Raw genomic sequence first — 14,296 nt, 5'->3', positions numbered from 1 at the left:
GCGGCTCCGCCGCGTCGAGGAAACGACGAACCGACTCCGGAAACCGTTCTGAAGACGCCGAAATCCGCCGCAGGAGCCGTACACCTGGTCCGGCCGGAGCCGAAGAGGCTAGGGTCGGGGCGTGACCGAATCCGAGAAGCACGATGACCACCTGCTCGTCGAGCTCGCCGACCGCCTCGGCCGGAACCAGGTGTTCGGGGAACCGGTGCGCCAAGGTGACACGACGCTGGTGCCGGTCGCCTCGGTCCGCCTCGGCCGTGGCCGGGAAGGCGAGCGCGGCGGCGAGGAGGGCGGCGGCACCGGCGTCCACGTCCGGCCGGTCGGCGCCTTCGAGGTCTGCGCGAAGGGCGTGGCGTGGCACCCGGCGGTCAGCGTGAACCGCATCGTCTGGGGCGGCCAGGTCGCCCTCGCCGTGGTCCTGGTCGCGTTCGCGATCGCCTTCCGCCGCCGCTGATCCGACGTCCCCCTGCGGCCGAGGCAGGCGCACCCCGGTGCGACACCCGGCCGACGGTCGCCCGCGGGAACCTGGAGTGAGGGGCACCCTTGCCCGAGTAACTTGGACAAGGGTGCCCCTCACCTCGGAGAAGTCACGGGTGGGCGACGCCTGGCGGGATGGGCGCTCGGCGTGTTCGGCGCGCGTGCGGCGGTCGTGGTGCCGGCGCGGGGTGGTTCAGTCCCCGAAGGTCATCGGGTCGATCCCCGACCAGCTGACGAGCCTGCCCGAGACCTCCGCGACGGTCGGTCGCGCGGTGGGATCCGGCGCCAGGCAGGCGTCGACGGTCCGGGAGAGCGCGGCGGGCAGCCGCCGGTGGGTGCGCAGCGGGGCCGGTGCGCCGTCGCGCTGCGGGTAGTAGCGCCCGCCGTGGCTGGTGCGCTCCCGGTGCGACACGTGCGCCCACGGCGTCGTCCCGGCCAGCACCTCGTAGAGCGTGCTGCCCAGGCCCCAGGTGTCGGCGGCCGGGCTCATCGGCTCGCCGCGCGCCTGCTCCGGGGACAGGTAGTCGAACGTCCCGGCGGAGCTGCGCTCGCCGACCCGGCACGCCAGGCTGAGGTCCAGCAGCACCGCCCGGCCGCCGGTCTGCACCACGTTGGACGGTTTGACGTCGAGGTGCACCCAGCCGCGCCGGTGCAGGTAGCCCAGCACCGAGCAGAGCTGGATGCCCAGCACCGCGGCGTCCACCGGGCGCAGCCGCCCCACCTCGTCGAGCAGGTAGCCGAGGGTGAGGCCGGGCAGCGTTTCGGTGATCACCGCGGGTCGGTCCGGCGGCGCGGTCCGCACGATCTCGTAGCCGCGCACCAGGTGCGGGTGGGTGAGCTGGGTCAGCATCACGCCCTCGTTGCGCAGCCAGCCGATCGCCTGCCCGTCCTCGGCGCGTTCCGGGCGCAGCGTCTTGGCGACGCAGCGGCAGCCCCGCTCCTCGCTCCACACGTCGTAGACGTCGAGCCGGCTGCCGCGCCGCAGGTGGTCCACGACCCGGTACCCGGGTGCCAGTTCGGCCCCGGGTACCAGCACCGGTCCCGGCTCGCCCCAGTCCTGCTCGTCCTCGGAGTAGTAGGAGTCCGCCGACGCGGCGATCGCCTGCTCGTCCTCCGCCTGGGCGCGCACCGGGATCAGCTGTGGCTGCGGCGACGCCGGTAGCGGCCGTCGCTGCTGGACCGGCGGCGGCGGTGGTCGCTGCTCGACCGCCGGCGCCGGTGGTCGCTGCTGGAGTGCCGACGGCGGCGGTGGTGGTCGTCGCTGCTGCCGCGCCCGCGGTGGTCGTGCTTGGCAGGGGAGACCATCTTGAACAGCTTGGACAGATCCATCCGGGTGCTCCGTTCCGTGCGTCGTCGGACGGGTTGGCGACCCGCCTCCCGATCATTCTTCCTGGATTCCGGCGCGCGGTCGAGCAGTCCGGGCATTTCGCGTCCGGAAGGCCCGTGCGCTCCGCCACCCGTCCGATAGCTGAGTGAGGGGCACCTTCATCCGGCATGGTCGGACGCAGGTGCCCCTCACTCGGAACGGCTCGGGGGACGGCGGCTCGGTCAGTCGGTGGCGGGGGCCGCGGGGGCGTGCTCCGGGACGGGCTTGCGGGTGCTGCCGAACAGCAGGTTCAGCAGCAGGGCCGCGATGCAGCCGGTGCTGATGCCGGAGTCCAGGACGGTGCGCAGCGCCGCCGGGAAGTGCTCGTAGAACTCCGGCGCCACCACCGGGATCAGCCCGACGCCGAGCGCGCCCGCCACGATCAGCGTGGTGCGGGGATCGCCGAGGTCGGCCTTGCCGAGGGTGCGGATGCCGCTGACGGCCACCGAGCCGAACAGCACCAGCGCGGCGCCGCCGAGCACCGGCTGCGGCACCAGCGAGACCACCGCGCCGACCATCGGGAACAGGCCGAGCAGCACCAGCACCACGCCACCGGTGGCGACCACGTAGCGGCTCTTGACCCGGGTGAGGGCGACCAGCCCGATGTTCTGCGCGAAGGCGCTGCAGGTGAAGCCGCCGAACACGGCGCTGATCGCGCTGCCCGCGCCGTCGGCGCGCAGCCCGGCGGCGATGGTGCGCTGGTCGGCGGGCCGGTCCACGATCTCGCCGAGGGCGATCATGTCCGCGGTGCTCTCCATCATCGCCACCAGCATCACGATGCAGATCGACAGCGTGGCGGTGATGCTGAACGTGGGCGTGCCGAGCTCGAACGGCAGCGGCAGGTCGAACACCGGCGCCTGGCTGAAGGTGCTGGTGTCGACCAGCCCGGCGGGCCAGGCCACCAGGGTGCCGACCAGCAGCCCGATGAGCAGCGCGATGCGGTTCCAGAACCCGGTGAGGAAGCGGTTGAACAGCAGCACCAGCACGAACGTCATGGCGCCGAGCGCGATCTTGGCGGGCGCGGCGTAGTCGGGCGCGGAGCTGTCGTCGCCCGCGATCCAGCCGATGCCGACCGGCATCAGCGACAGGCCGATGAGCGTGATCACGGTCCCGTTGACCACCGGCGGGAAGAACCGGACCATCTTGGAGAAGTACGGTGCGACGAAGAAGGCGAGCACACCGGCGATGAGCACCGAGCCGTAGATCACCGACAGCGGGTTGGTGCCCTCCGCCTGCTGCCCGACGATGGCTAGGATCGGTGCGACGGAGCCGAAGGTGACGCCGTTGACGAACGGCAGGCGAGCGCCGATCTTCCAGACGCCGACGGCCTGGAGGATGGTGGCCAGGCCGGCGGTGAACAGGCTGGCGCCGATGAGGAGGGTCAGGTCCAGCGGGGAGAGGCCGATGGCCTCGCCGACGATCAGCGGGGGTGCGACCACCCCGGCGTACATCGCCGCGACGTGCTGGACGCCGTAGGCGGCCATCCGGCCGGGAGGCAGCACCTCGTCGACCGGGTGGACGTCATGTCCGTTGCGGGTACCGCGGTTCCGTCGTGCCTTGAACAGGGCCATCGGATCTCCCTGGGTGCGGGTAGCACGAGACCACGGCGGAATTGACCGTTTCCGCCGCGGAATCTACCGTCTTAATAGGACAGTCCGGGTGAATGAGCGCCCCGGATGTGACCGGGGCCACCGGGACGTTCCCCGATGGCCCCCGCAGGCCGGCTCAGAACTCCGGCAAGCTGTACCAGGCGCGTGGTTGCGGCTCGACGTCGTCCCTGGTGACGACCCCCTCGATGAGCCCGTAGGGGCGGTCGGCGGCGAAGAAGACCTCGTTGTCGTTGGTCAGCCCGCAGAATTCCAGGTCGACCAGGAAGTGGTGCTTGTTCGGCAGCGACAGCCGCACCTCGGCGACCTCCTCGTGCGCGGCCAGCACCGCCTTGCCCATCTCGTAGAGGCTCTGCTGCAGCGCGAGGCTGTGCGTGGTGGCGAAGGCCTCCAGCATCGTGGCGCGGATCGACTCGAAGCTCTTGCCCCAGTCGACGTCCTCGCCCAGGTAGCGCCAGCGGGCGGTGACGGCGGTGGCGAGGATGCGGTCGGTGGTCTCGGCCAGCGTGGTGTAGCGGTCCTTCGGGTAGCCCCAGAACTCCGAACCGGTGGACTTGAGCACCACCAGGTCCTTGAGCCCGGAGACGACGTGCGCTCGGCCGTCGTCGATGGTCACCGCGGTGATCCGCTTCTCGTCGCCCGCGCGGCTGAAGGCGTGGTCGTGCTCGCCGCCGCCGACCGGGATGCGCTGCCAGGCGTGCTCCTCGACGAGCACCCGAGCCCCGGTGATGCCCTCGGCGGTGCGGGTGAAGTGCCTGCCCAGCCGCAGCGCGAAGTCCTCGATCTCGCCGACCGGGGCCTCCTTGGCGAAGGCGTAGACGGTGTTCTTCTGGGTGTCGGTGGGCAGCACGTTGCCGTTGTCGCCGGTCAGGTGCACCTCGTCGAGGTCGCCGCGCAGCGAGGTGCTGACCGTGAGGTCCTTGATGCCGTGCCGGGCGGTGCTCCGGTCGATGGCGACGAGGCGCACCTCCGCCTTGCCGTACTGGTTGGGGCCCATGACGATGCTCATGATCAGCTCCCTCGGTAGGTGGAGTAGGCGAACGGGCTCAGCAGCAGCGGGACGTGGTGGTGCTGGTCCGGGTCGGCGATCCGGAAGGCGATCCGGACCTGCGGGTAGAAGGTGTCGACCCCGCGCTCGGCGAAGTAGTCACCGGTGGTGAAGGTCAGCGCGTAGTCCCCGGCGGGCAGCGCGTCGGGGCCGAGGTCGCGGATCCGGCCGTCGGCGTCGGTGCGCCCGGCGCCCAGCTCGCGGCCGTCGGCGTCCTCCAGCCGCACGGCGATGCCCGCGGCGGGGCGGCCCAGCGCGGCGTCGAGGACGTGGGTGGTCACGGCGCTCATCCGGCGATCACCTTCTCCAGTCGCAGTCGGGCGATCTCGCGCAGTTCCCGCTCGACGACCCGCCGCTCGGCGGCCGGGTCGTTGTCCAGCCGGGAGCGCAGGATCGACAGCAGTTCGGCACCGCTGCGCCCGGCGGCGCGGACGAGGTAGACGTGGCCGAACCGGCGTTCGTACTCCTCGTTGCCCTCGCGCAGCGCGCGGGACAGCTCGGCGTCGTCGGGGTCCACTCCGGACTGCTCGCCGCGGGCGTGGTCCGCGGCGGAGCCGGTGCCCGCCGGGCGTTGGCCGATCCGGGGGTGGGCGGCCAGCGCGCCGTCCAGTTCCCCGGGGGTCAGGTCCGGGGCCGCGCCGTCGGCGGCCCCCAGGAGCTCGGCGAGGTCGGCGAACGGCCGCCGGTCGGCCACGTCGTCGGCCCAGCGCGGCACGTCCAGGCAGGCGAGCAGGCGTTCGACGAGTTCGGCGCGGGGCAGGTCGTTGAGCGCGGCGAGCCCGTCGCGTTCGGATGACCTGTCGCGCTTGGATGAGATGGGTGGTGACATGCGGTCCCCCCGTGGAGGCGGCGGATGCACTGGCGGGCAGCGGGGAGCGGTGGCTCCGGTCGTGCTGCGGCGGCGCTGTGGTGCTGCTCACGAGCGTCGATGGAGCTGAAAGCTACGGCTGCTCCGCGTCGGGTGTCAACAGTTTGTTGAAATCTCGGGTTCACGGGGGCTTCAGCAGGAATTCCCGCGACGACGCGGCGGAGTCCGCCCCGGCGCCGGGTTCGGCGTCGGGCGGAACCGGTCAATCCCGGTTCAGGTAGTTGTAGACGGTGAAGCGGCTGACGCCGAGCGCCTGCGCCACGGCTTCCACGGACTTCCGCAGGGTGAAGGCGCCGCGCTCCTCCAGCAACCGGACGGCGCGCTGCTTGTCGGCGCGCGGCAGGTCCGGCAGCCGGCCGCCGAGCTCGGTCTCGACCTGGGCGATCATCCGGTCGAGCGCGCTGGTCAGCTCCTCCCCGGCCAGGCGCACGGCCACCGCCGGGGCGCCGTCCCAGTGCAGCACGACGTCACCGGGCCCGCGCTCCTCCACGGGAACCGCGGTGGCGCCGATCCGGTCCAGCAGCGGGGTGATCGCGGCGGCGAGCGGATGCACGCCCACCAGCTTAGGACTGCTTTCGGGGTGATCTGCGCCGCGGTGCGGCTCCGCCGCCTTCACCCCTCGGTGGACTCCTCGGCGGTGACCTGGAGGGTGATCCGGGCCGCTCCCGCGCCGAGCGCGACGTCGAGCACCTCGGCGAGGGCGGCGAGCACGGTCTGCCGGTCGCCCTGGATCGCGGTGCCCAGCGGGCCGAAGTCCGGCTCCAGCCCCGCGGTGCGCAGGGCGTCGCGGGCCGCCACCGCGTGCGCGGGCGGTTCGCCTTCGCCCTCGAAGGGTTCGGTGGTGAACTCTGCTCGCAGGATCATCGGCGCTCGCAATGTCGTCCGTCGGGAGTCTGTGCGGGCCACGGTAATCCGCCGGGATGTCGGTCGTGTCGCCGTGCCGGGGCGCGGGGTGGCGCGGACGTGTTGACCGCCGGGGAGCTGCTCGCTAATCTACCGCTGTACGAAACAATTCTTTCACGATGAGGAAAACACGGTGATGCCGGTGGAACGCAGCCGTTTCGACGTCAACCTCTCGATCCTGTTCACCGAGCTGGACGTGCTGGACCGCCCGGCGGCGGCCAAGGCGGCCGGGTTCGACGCGGTCGAGTTCTGGTGGCCGTTCCCGGACGCGGTGCCCGGCGACCGCGAGGTGGACCGGTTCGTGCGCGCCGTCGACGACGCCGGGGTGGAACTCACCGGGCTGAACTTCTTCGCCGGGAACATGCCCGCCGGTGAGCGCGGCGTGCTGTCCGACCCGGACCGCGCGGGGCAGTTCACCGACAACGTCGACATCGCGATCGGCATCGGTGAACGGCTCGGCTGCACCGCCTTCAACGCCCTCTACGGCAACCGGATCGACGGCGTCCGCCCGGACGCCCAGGACGAGGTGGCCACCGCCAACCTCGCCCGCGCGGGCAAGGCTGCCGACCGCATCGGCGGCGTCGTGCTCGTCGAGCCGGTCAGCGGCACGCCCGCCTACCCGCTCAAGACCGCCGCCGACGCGATCGCGGTGATCGACCGGGTGCACGCCACCGGCGAGACCGAGGCCCTGCGGTTGCTGTTCGACCTCTACCACCTCGCCGCCAACGGCGACGACCCCGGCGCGGTGCTCGACCGGCACGCCGGGCGCATCGGCCACGTGCAGATCGCCGACGCGCCGGGCCGCAACGAGCCGGGCACCGGCGACCTGGACTTCGGACACTGGTTCCGCAGGCTCGACGAGGTGGGCTACCGGGGGCGCATCGGCCTGGAGTACAAGCCCAGCGGGGCCAGCGCGGACAGCTTCGGCTGGATCGGAGGAGTGCAATGAGCGAGGTCGGGTTCATCGGACTCGGGATCATGGGGGGTCCGATGGCGGCCAACCTGGTCGCGGCCGGCCACCGGGTCACCGGGTACAACCGCAGCCGGGGCAAGGTCGACCGGCTGGTGGAGCAGGGCGGCGTCGCCGCGAGCGACGTCGCCGAGGCGGTGCGCGGCGCCGAGGTGATCATCACCATGCTGCCGGACTCGCCGGACGTCGAGCAGATCGTGCTCGGCGAGGACGGCGTGCTCGCGCACGCCCCCGAGGGCGCGCTGCTCATCGACTGCAGCACCATCCGGCCCGACGTCTCCCGGCGGGTCGCCGAGGAGGGCGCGGCGCGCGGCATCCGGGTGCTCGACGCCCCGGTCAGCGGCGGGGAGCCCAAGGCCATCGACGGCACCCTGTCGATCATGGTCGGCGGCGCGGAGGAGGACTTCGCGCGGGCCGGTGCGGTGCTCGACGCCGTCGGCGCCACCGTGGTGCACGTCGGTCCGGCCGGAGCCGGGCAGACCGTCAAGGCCGCCAACCAGCTCGTCGTCGCGGGCAACATCGGCCTGCTCGCCGAGGCGCTGGTGTTCCTCGAAGCGCACGGCGTGGACGCCGAGGCCGGGCTGCGGGTGCTCGGCGGCGGGCTCGCGGGCAGCGCGGTCCTCGGCGCCAAGGAGGCGAAGATGCGCGGGCGCGAGTTCGCCCCCGGCTTCCGCCTCGAACTGCACCACAAGGACATGGGCATCGTGCAGAGCGCGGCCCGCGACGCCGGGCTGAGCATCCCGCTGGGCTCGCTGGTCGCGCAGCTCGTGGCGGCCTCGGTGGCCCGGGGCGAGGGCGGCCTCGACCACTCCGCCCTCTACAACCGGATCGCGGAGCTCAACGGGAAGGGCTGAGGCCCGCCCCGCTGACCGGAAGGCGCTGATCGGCAGGTGCCTTCCCCGATCCCGTGCGGTTCCGGCCGCTTCCCCCGTGAAGCACCGGAACCGCCGCGCGGTGCGGCCTGCGGCCCGCACCGCTGCGGGGCTCAGGCGTCGCCTCGCGAGGACGCCCGGACGCTGCGGAGCTGAGGAGGGGCGACCGCAGCGGGGCGACGCCTGAGATCGCGCCGCGCGAGGTGAACACAGGTGAAACGGGCGGGGTCCGATGCCGGCAAGCGTGGGGACCCCGACCCGTTCCGTCCGGTACCGGGCCGAGCCCGGTGCCCGAGAGGAAGTCATACACCATGGCGAAAGTCCCTGTCATGCAGGCGGTCGTCGACGTGCTCCGCTCGGAGGGCGTGGACGTCGCGTTCGGCTGCCCCGGTGCCGCGATCCTGCCGCTGTACGCCGCGCTGGAGGACAGCGGCATCAAGCACCTCGTGGTCCGCCACGAGGAGGGCGCGACCCACATGGCCGACGGCTGGGCGCGCACCAACGGCAAGGTCGGCGTCGCGATCGGCACCTCCGGTCCGGCGGGCACCAACATGATCACCGGCCTCTACACGGCGCAGGCCGACTCCATCCCGATGGTGTGCATCACCGGGCAGGCCGTCTCCTCGAAGCTGCACCAGGAGGCGTTCCAGGCGGTCGACATCGTGGAGATCGCCAAGCCGGTGACCAAGTGGTCGGTGCAGGCCAAGGAGGCCGCGCAGCTCCCGTGGATCTTCCGCGAGGCGTTCCGCACCGCCCGCTCCGGCCGACCCGGGCCGGTCCTGGTGGACCTGCCGCTGGACGTGCAGCAGCAGGAGATCGAGTGGGACCCGTCCCTGGACGCCCCGCTGCCGGTGGCCGAGGTCCGGCCGCACCCGCCCCGGGTGCGCCGCGCCCTGGACATGCTGCTGTCCGCCGAGCGCCCGCTGCTGCTGGCCGGTGGCGGCGTCGTCCTCGGCGAGGCGCACGACCTGCTGCGCGAGCTCGCCGAGCTGCTCGGCATCCCGGTGCAGGTCACGCTGATGGGCAAGGGCTCGTTCCCGGAGGACCACGAGCTCTACGCCGGGATGACCGGCATCCAGACCAGCCAGCGCTACGCCAACAAGGCGTTCCTGGAGTCGGACCTGGTGCTGGCCCTGGGCTCCCGGTTCGGCGACCGGCACACCGGTGCGCTGGACGTCTACCGGGGCGACCGGAAGTTCATCCACGTCGACATCGAGCCGATGCAGCTCGGCCGGGTCTTCGAGCCCGACCTGGGCGTCGTGTCCGACACCCGGCTGTTCCTGGAGGCGCTGCTGGAGCAGGCCCGCGACGTGGTGGCCGACTTCCGGCCGTGGGTGTCCCGGGTGGCGTCCCTGCGCGAGACGCTGACCCGCCCCGACGACTACCGCGACGTGCCGATCAAGGCGCCCCGGGTCTACCGGGAGATCAACGAGATCTTCCCGCCGGAGACCTACTTCGTCACCGCGATCGGGCTCTACCAGATCTGGGGCGGCCAGTTCCAGACCGCGCACCTGCCCCGGCACTACCAGGTGTGCGGGCAGGCCGGGCCGCTCGGCTGGGAGATCCCCGCCGCGATCGGGGTGAAGTCGGCCGAACCGGACGCCGAGGTGGTCGCGGTGGTCGGCGACTACTCGTTCCAGTTCCTCGTCGAGGAGCTCGCGGTCGCCGCCCAGTACGACCTGCCGTTCGTGATCGTCATGCTCAACAACGAGTACCTGGGCCTGATCCGCCAAGCCGAGGCCGACGGCTACGACATGCGCACCGAGGTCGACATCCACTACGACGACCACGGCACCGACAACGTCACCATCATGCGCGGCTACGGCTGCTCGGGCCGCCGGGTCCTGCACCCGGACGAGATCGCCGAGGCGATCGAGTGGGCCCGCAAGGAGGCCGTGGCGACCAGCAGGCCGGTGCTGGTGGAGGTGATGATCGACCGCGAGGCGAACACCGCCCGGGGCACCCGGATCGACGCGCTGATCGAGCCGGAACCGGTCCCCGGCGGCTGAGCCCGCCCGGAAGGGGTGGCGCCCCTTCCCACTGACGGGGGTGTCGGGTGGAATACCCGATGACCCCTGCGTTCCCCGCCGGTGGCGTGCCGGGCGCCCCGGCGGGGAACGCACCCAGTCGAGCTCGGGAGTTGTTGTCGTGCCAGGTCCAGTCCTGATCGCGCCGGACAAGTTCAAAGGATCGCTGACCGCGCCGGGTGTCGCCGACGCGGTGGCGGACGGCCTGCGGCGGGCGGCTCCCGACGTGGAGGTGCGGTCGGTGCCGATCGCCGACGGCGGGGACGGGACCGTCGAGTCGGCGCTGGCCTCCGGTTACCGGTCGGTGCCGGTGCTGGTGGCCGGCCCGGTCGGCGACCCGGTGCCCACCGAGATCGCGCTGCACGAGGGCACCGCGGTGGTCGAGCTGGCCTCGGCCTCCGGGCTCGCGCTGCTCGACCCCGACGACCTGTCCCCGATGGGCGCCTCCAGCGAGGGCACCGGGGAGGCGATCGCCGCCGCCCTGGACGCCGGGGCGCGGACCGTCGTGCTCGGCGTCGGCGGCAGCGCCTGCACCGACGGCGGGGCCGGGCTGCTCACCGTGCTGGGCGCCCGGCTGCTCGACGTCGACGGGCACCAGCTCCCGCCCGGCGGCGGACCGCTGGCCCGAGTGGCCGAAGTGGACCTCGCCGGCCTCGATCGCCGCCTGGCGGACGTGGAATTCGTGCTCGCCTCCGATGTGGACAACCCGCTGCTCGGCGTGCGCGGCGCCGCGCACGTCTACGGCCCGCAGAAGGGCGCCGGCCCCGAGCAGGTCGAGCTGCTGGACACCGCGCTGGCCCGGTTCGCCGACGCCGTGGTGCGCGCGGGCGGGCGGGACGTGGCCGGGCAGCCCGGCGCCGGCGCGGCGGGCGGCGTGGGGTTCGGCGCGCTGTCGGTCCTCGGCGCCCGGATGCGGCCCGGCGTCGACGTGGTGCTGGAACTGGTCGGGTTCGCCGACCAGCTCGCCGGAGCCGGGCTGGTGATCACCGGCGAAGGCTCCATCGACGAGCAGACCCTGCACGGCAAGGGCCCGGCGGGCGTCGCCGAGCGGGCCCGCGACGCGGGCATCCCGGTGATCGCGGTGGCCGGGCGCTGCCCGCTGCCCGCCGACCGGCTGCGCGCGGCCGGCTTCGAGCGGGTCTACGCGCTCACCGACGTCGAACCGGACCTCGAGCGGTGCCAGCGCGAGGCCGGGGTGCTGCTGGCCGGTGTCGGCGAGGCCCTGGCCCGCGACTGGCTCTGACCGTTCGGCCGCACGGGTCCGCCGAGGAACCGGCGGCGGGCCCTTGACCGGCCACCCGATTCGGTTCAACATTTTGTTTAAGTTTTGGTGGAGGGAGTCGCAGTGCCCGGCACAGCCGAATTCGATCTGGTGTTCCGCGCGCGTCGGGTCGTGGGCCCGCGCGGCACGGCACCGGCCGCCGTCGCCGTCCGGGACGAGCGGATCGCCGCGGTCGAGGCGTTCGACGCCCCGTTGACCGCGGCCCGCACCGTCGAGCTCGCCGACGACGAGGTGCTGCTGCCCGGCCTGGTCGACACCCACGTGCACGTCAACGACCCGGGCCGCAGCGAGTGGGAGGGCTTCGGCACCGCCACCCGGGCCGCCGCCGCGGGCGGCATCACCACCCTGGTCGACATGCCGCTCAACAGCCTGCCGCCGACCACCGACACCCCGGCGCTCGCGGTCAAGCAGGACGCCGCGCGGGAACAGGTGCACATCGACGTCGGCTTCTGGGGCGGCGCGATCCGCGGCAACCTCGCCGAGCTGCGCGGACTCCACGAGGCGGGGGTGTTCGGCTTCAAGTGCTTCCTGCTGCACTCCGGGGTCGACGAGTTCCCGCCGCTGGACGCCGACGAGCTCGATGCCGCGCTGCGCGAGGTCGCCCGCTACGACGCGCTGATGATCGTGCACGCCGAGGACTCCGAGGCCATCGAGCACGCCCCGACCGCGCACGGCGAGGACTACCGCGACTTCCTCGGGTCCCGGCCGCGCGGGGCGGAGAACCTCGCCATCGCCCACGTCCTCGAAGCCGCCCGGCGCACCGGCGCCCGGGTGCACATCCTGCACCTGTCCTCGTCCGACGCGCTGCCGATGATCGCCTCCGCGCGCGCCGACGGGGTCCGCGTCACCGTCGAGACCTGCCCGCACTACCTCAGCTTCACCGCCGAGGAGATCCCCGACGGCGCCACCCAGTTCAAGTGCTGCCCGCCGATCCGCGAGGCGGCCAACCGCGAACTGCTCTGGCGCGGCCTGGCCGACGGCACCATCGACTGCGTGGTCAGCGACCACTCGCCCTGCACGCCCGAGCTCAAGCGGCTCGACATCGGTGACTTCGGCGTCGCCTGGGGCGGGGTGTCCAGCCTCCAGCTCGGCCTGCCCGCGGTGTGGACCCAGGCCCGGCTGCGCGGGTACGAGCTGGCCGACGTGGTGCGCTGGATGGCCGACCGCCCCGCCGCGCTCGCCGGGCTGCGGCACAAGGGCCGCATCGAGGTCGGCGCCGACGCCGACCTGTGCGTGTTCGCCCCCGACGAGGCCTTCGTGGTCGACGTCGCCGACCTGCACCACCGCAACCCGGTGTCGCCCTACCACGGGCGCGCGCTGTCCGGCGCGGTCCGGCAGACCTGGTTGCGCGGTGCCCCGATCGTCGGCCCGGAGGTGACTGACCCGGTCGCGCGCGGAGCGCTGCTCAGCCGCACCCAGACCCGGTAGTTCGATGCAGGAGGACCGATGAGCACGACCGGCACCGCGGCGGGGATCGCCTCCGCGACGCTGCCCGACCTGGCGTCCCGCGCGGTGGGCGGCAGCGTGGTCTGCGCCAACGACGAGCTGTTCGCCGAGCGGGAGAACCTGATCAAGCCCGCCGAGCCGGTGTTCCGGACCTACACCTTCGGGCACAAGGGCCAGGTCTACGACGGCTGGGAAACGCGGCGGCGGCGGGAACCGGGCACCGACTTCGCGATCGTCCGGCTCGGGCTGCCCGGGATCGTGCGGCGGCTCGTGGTGGACACCGCGTACTTCAAGGGCAACTACCCGCCGGAGGTCTCGGTCCAGGGCTGCGCCGTCGAGGGCTACCCGAGCCCCGACGAGCTGGCCGCCGCCGACTGGGAGGAGCTGCTGCCCCGGTCCCCGGTGCGCGGCGACGTCCGCAACCACTTCGAGGTGGGCGGCGACCGCCGCTACACCCACGTGCGGCTGTGCATGCACCCCGACGGCGGCATCGCGCGGCTGCGGGTGCACGGCGAGCCGGTCGCCGACCCGAGGTGGGTGCCCGCCGAGTTCGACCTCGCCGCCCTGGAGCACGGGAGCCAGGTCGTCGGGTGCAGCGACATGTTCTATTCCTCGCCGCACAACCTGCTCGCCCCCGGCCTGACCCGGGTGATGGGGGAGGGCTGGGAAACCGCCCGCCGTCGCGACGACGGCAACGACTGGGTGTCGCTGCGGCTCGCCGCCCCCGGCACCGTCCGCTGGGCCGAGCTCGACACCAGCTACTTCCTCGGCAACGCGCCCGGCTGGGCTTCGCTGTCCGGCTGCGACGCCCGCGCCGCCGACCTCGACGACCCGGGGAACTGGACCGAGCTGCTGCCGCGCACCCGCCTCCAGCCCGACACCCGGCACCGCTTCCGGCTCCCGGTGCGCGCCGAGGTCAGCCACGTGCGGCTGGACATCTTCCCGGACGGGGGCATGGCCCGGCTCCGCCTGCACGGCACCGCCGCCCCCGACGCCCGCGCCGAACTGGCGCGCCGCTGGTTCAACGCGCTCCCCGAGTCCCACGCCCGGGCCGTGCTCGCCGAGGCGGGGCAGGACGACGGCCTCCTGACCCGCCGCCCCCTCCCCCGGGTACCGACCTCCCACCCGCCCTCGTCCAGTAGCGGCGACCCCGGACGCCCCAACGGGAGCGGCTCACCCGTTCGGGTCCTGAGTGAGGGGCGCCCTGTACCACGTGACGTGGTACAGGGCGCCCCTCACCTGCTTCCGCCCCACCGTCACGTCACCCGTCCGGGAGGTGAGCGAGGGCCCCCTTGTCCGAAGTGGGTACGTCAGGAGCGGCTCCCGGAGCGAGAAGGCCGCTGAGGTTCCGCTACCCGCACCGCCGCGCAGGCCAATGGCGAAAGCGGTTCCAACTCGGGCGGGGGCGGTCCGGTGCCTGGGTGCGGGTC

At 73.2% G+C, this 14,296-nt stretch carries 15 protein-coding genes; 7 read left to right on the top strand and 8 right to left on the bottom strand.

The window, feature by feature from the left end; all coding sequences use genetic code 11:
- Positions 1-121: 121 nt before the first annotated feature.
- On the top strand, positions 122-454 hold the full coding sequence (locus tag ACQP0T_RS24990; protein ID WP_433870250.1) for a hypothetical protein: 333 nt from the start codon (positions 122-124) through the stop codon (positions 452-454).
- A 216-nt stretch (positions 455-670) separates the two neighbouring features.
- Here the strand turns inward: ACQP0T_RS24990 and ACQP0T_RS24985 are convergent, their stop codons facing one another.
- The 8 genes from ACQP0T_RS24985 to ACQP0T_RS24950 all read right to left on the bottom strand — a co-directional run bounded on the left by ACQP0T_RS24985 (position 671) and on the right by ACQP0T_RS24950 (position 6,230).
- Entirely contained in the window at positions 671-1,606 is a 936-nt protein-coding gene (locus ACQP0T_RS24985) for a serine/threonine-protein kinase (protein WP_433870249.1), read from the bottom strand.
- Between the two features lie 5 nt (positions 1,607-1,611).
- Complete coding sequence (locus ACQP0T_RS24980) at positions 1,612-1,806, bottom strand: hypothetical protein (protein ID WP_433870248.1); 195 nt, start codon at positions 1,804-1,806, stop codon at positions 1,612-1,614.
- A 219-nt stretch (positions 1,807-2,025) separates the two neighbouring features.
- Positions 2,026-3,414: a nucleobase:cation symporter-2 family protein gene (locus ACQP0T_RS24975; RefSeq protein ID WP_433870247.1), complete on the bottom strand. Its 1,389-nt coding sequence runs from the start codon at positions 3,412-3,414 to the stop codon at positions 2,026-2,028.
- A gap of 154 nt (positions 3,415-3,568) precedes the next feature.
- Positions 3,569-4,459 (bottom strand): factor-independent urate hydroxylase, encoded by an 891-nt coding sequence (gene pucL, locus ACQP0T_RS24970; RefSeq protein WP_433870246.1) that lies wholly within the window; start codon positions 4,457-4,459, stop codon positions 3,569-3,571.
- A 2-nt stretch (positions 4,460-4,461) separates the two neighbouring features.
- Entirely contained in the window at positions 4,462-4,788 is a 327-nt protein-coding gene (uraH, locus tag ACQP0T_RS24965; RefSeq protein WP_433870245.1) for a hydroxyisourate hydrolase, read from the bottom strand.
- Positions 4,785-5,327, bottom strand: a complete 543-nt coding sequence (gene uraD, locus ACQP0T_RS24960; protein WP_433870244.1) for a 2-oxo-4-hydroxy-4-carboxy-5-ureidoimidazoline decarboxylase — start codon at positions 5,325-5,327, stop codon at positions 4,785-4,787. The genes uraH and uraD overlap by 4 nt, the downstream gene beginning before the upstream one ends.
- 241 nt (positions 5,328-5,568) lie before the next feature.
- Positions 5,569-5,919 (bottom strand): helix-turn-helix domain-containing protein, encoded by a 351-nt coding sequence (locus tag ACQP0T_RS24955; RefSeq protein WP_433870243.1) that lies wholly within the window; start codon positions 5,917-5,919, stop codon positions 5,569-5,571.
- A 59-nt stretch (positions 5,920-5,978) separates the two neighbouring features.
- Positions 5,979-6,230, bottom strand: a complete 252-nt coding sequence (locus ACQP0T_RS24950; RefSeq protein ID WP_433870241.1) for a thiamine-binding protein — start codon at positions 6,228-6,230, stop codon at positions 5,979-5,981.
- A 175-nt stretch (positions 6,231-6,405) separates the two neighbouring features.
- On the opposite strand from ACQP0T_RS24950, the gene ACQP0T_RS24945 reads away from it, so the two are divergent.
- The 6 genes from ACQP0T_RS24945 (at position 6,406) to alc (ending at position 14,210) form a co-directional block, all read left to right on the top strand.
- A complete protein-coding gene (locus ACQP0T_RS24945) occupies positions 6,406-7,218 on the top strand; it encodes a hydroxypyruvate isomerase family protein (protein WP_345357837.1) in 813 nt (270 codons plus the stop codon).
- Positions 7,215-8,093 carry a 2-hydroxy-3-oxopropionate reductase gene (locus tag ACQP0T_RS24940; RefSeq protein ID WP_433870240.1) on the top strand — a complete coding sequence of 293 codons (879 nt, stop codon included), beginning with the start codon at positions 7,215-7,217 and terminating at the stop codon, positions 8,091-8,093. Before ACQP0T_RS24945 ends, ACQP0T_RS24940 begins: the two co-directional genes overlap by 4 nt.
- Before the next feature lie 329 nt (positions 8,094-8,422).
- Positions 8,423-10,120, top strand: coding sequence for a glyoxylate carboligase (gene gcl, locus ACQP0T_RS24935; RefSeq protein WP_433870239.1), 1,698 nt, complete (start codon positions 8,423-8,425; stop codon positions 10,118-10,120).
- A 139-nt stretch (positions 10,121-10,259) separates the two neighbouring features.
- Entirely contained in the window at positions 10,260-11,381 is a 1,122-nt protein-coding gene (locus ACQP0T_RS24930; protein ID WP_433870238.1) for a glycerate kinase, read from the top strand.
- A gap of 102 nt (positions 11,382-11,483) precedes the next feature.
- On the top strand, positions 11,484-12,848 hold the full coding sequence (gene allB / locus ACQP0T_RS24925) for an allantoinase AllB (protein WP_433870237.1): 1,365 nt from the start codon (positions 11,484-11,486) through the stop codon (positions 12,846-12,848).
- Positions 12,849-12,866: 18 nt separating this feature from the next.
- Positions 12,867-14,210, top strand: a complete 1,344-nt coding sequence (gene alc / locus ACQP0T_RS24920) for an allantoicase (RefSeq protein WP_433870236.1) — start codon at positions 12,867-12,869, stop codon at positions 14,208-14,210.
- The last annotated feature ends 86 nt before the right edge of the window (positions 14,211-14,296 follow it).

The organism is Saccharopolyspora sp. CA-218241, assembly GCF_050954615.1.
Lineage (GTDB): Bacteria > Actinomycetota > Actinomycetes > Mycobacteriales > Pseudonocardiaceae > Saccharopolyspora > Saccharopolyspora cebuensis.
Note: the sequence above shows the minus strand (reverse complement) of the source record. Positions and strands in the feature narration are given on the sequence as shown.

Excerpts from the sequence above, each read along its gene's own strand:
- ACQP0T_RS24975 (WP_433870247.1), bottom strand. The coding sequence starts at position 3,414 with ATGGCCCTGTTCAAGGCACGACGGAACCGCGGTACCCGCAACGGACAT.
- alc (WP_433870236.1), top strand. The coding sequence starts at position 12,867 with ATGAGCACGACCGGCACCGCGGCGGGGATCGCCTCCGCGACGCTGCCC.
- uraD (WP_433870244.1), bottom strand. The coding sequence starts at position 5,327 with ATGTCACCACCCATCTCATCCAAGCGCGACAGGTCATCCGAACGCGAC.
- pucL (WP_433870246.1), bottom strand. The coding sequence starts at position 4,459 with ATGAGCATCGTCATGGGCCCCAACCAGTACGGCAAGGCGGAGGTGCGC.
- ACQP0T_RS24945 (WP_345357837.1), top strand. The coding sequence starts at position 6,406 with ATGCCGGTGGAACGCAGCCGTTTCGACGTCAACCTCTCGATCCTGTTC.
- ACQP0T_RS24940 (WP_433870240.1), top strand. The coding sequence starts at position 7,215 with ATGAGCGAGGTCGGGTTCATCGGACTCGGGATCATGGGGGGTCCGATG.
- ACQP0T_RS24980 (WP_433870248.1), bottom strand. The coding sequence starts at position 1,806 with ATGGATCTGTCCAAGCTGTTCAAGATGGTCTCCCCTGCCAAGCACGAC.
- ACQP0T_RS24950 (WP_433870241.1), bottom strand. The coding sequence starts at position 6,230 with ATGATCCTGCGAGCAGAGTTCACCACCGAACCCTTCGAGGGCGAAGGC.
- uraH (WP_433870245.1), bottom strand. The coding sequence starts at position 4,788 with ATGAGCGCCGTGACCACCCACGTCCTCGACGCCGCGCTGGGCCGCCCC.
- gcl (WP_433870239.1), top strand. The coding sequence starts at position 8,423 with ATGGCGAAAGTCCCTGTCATGCAGGCGGTCGTCGACGTGCTCCGCTCG.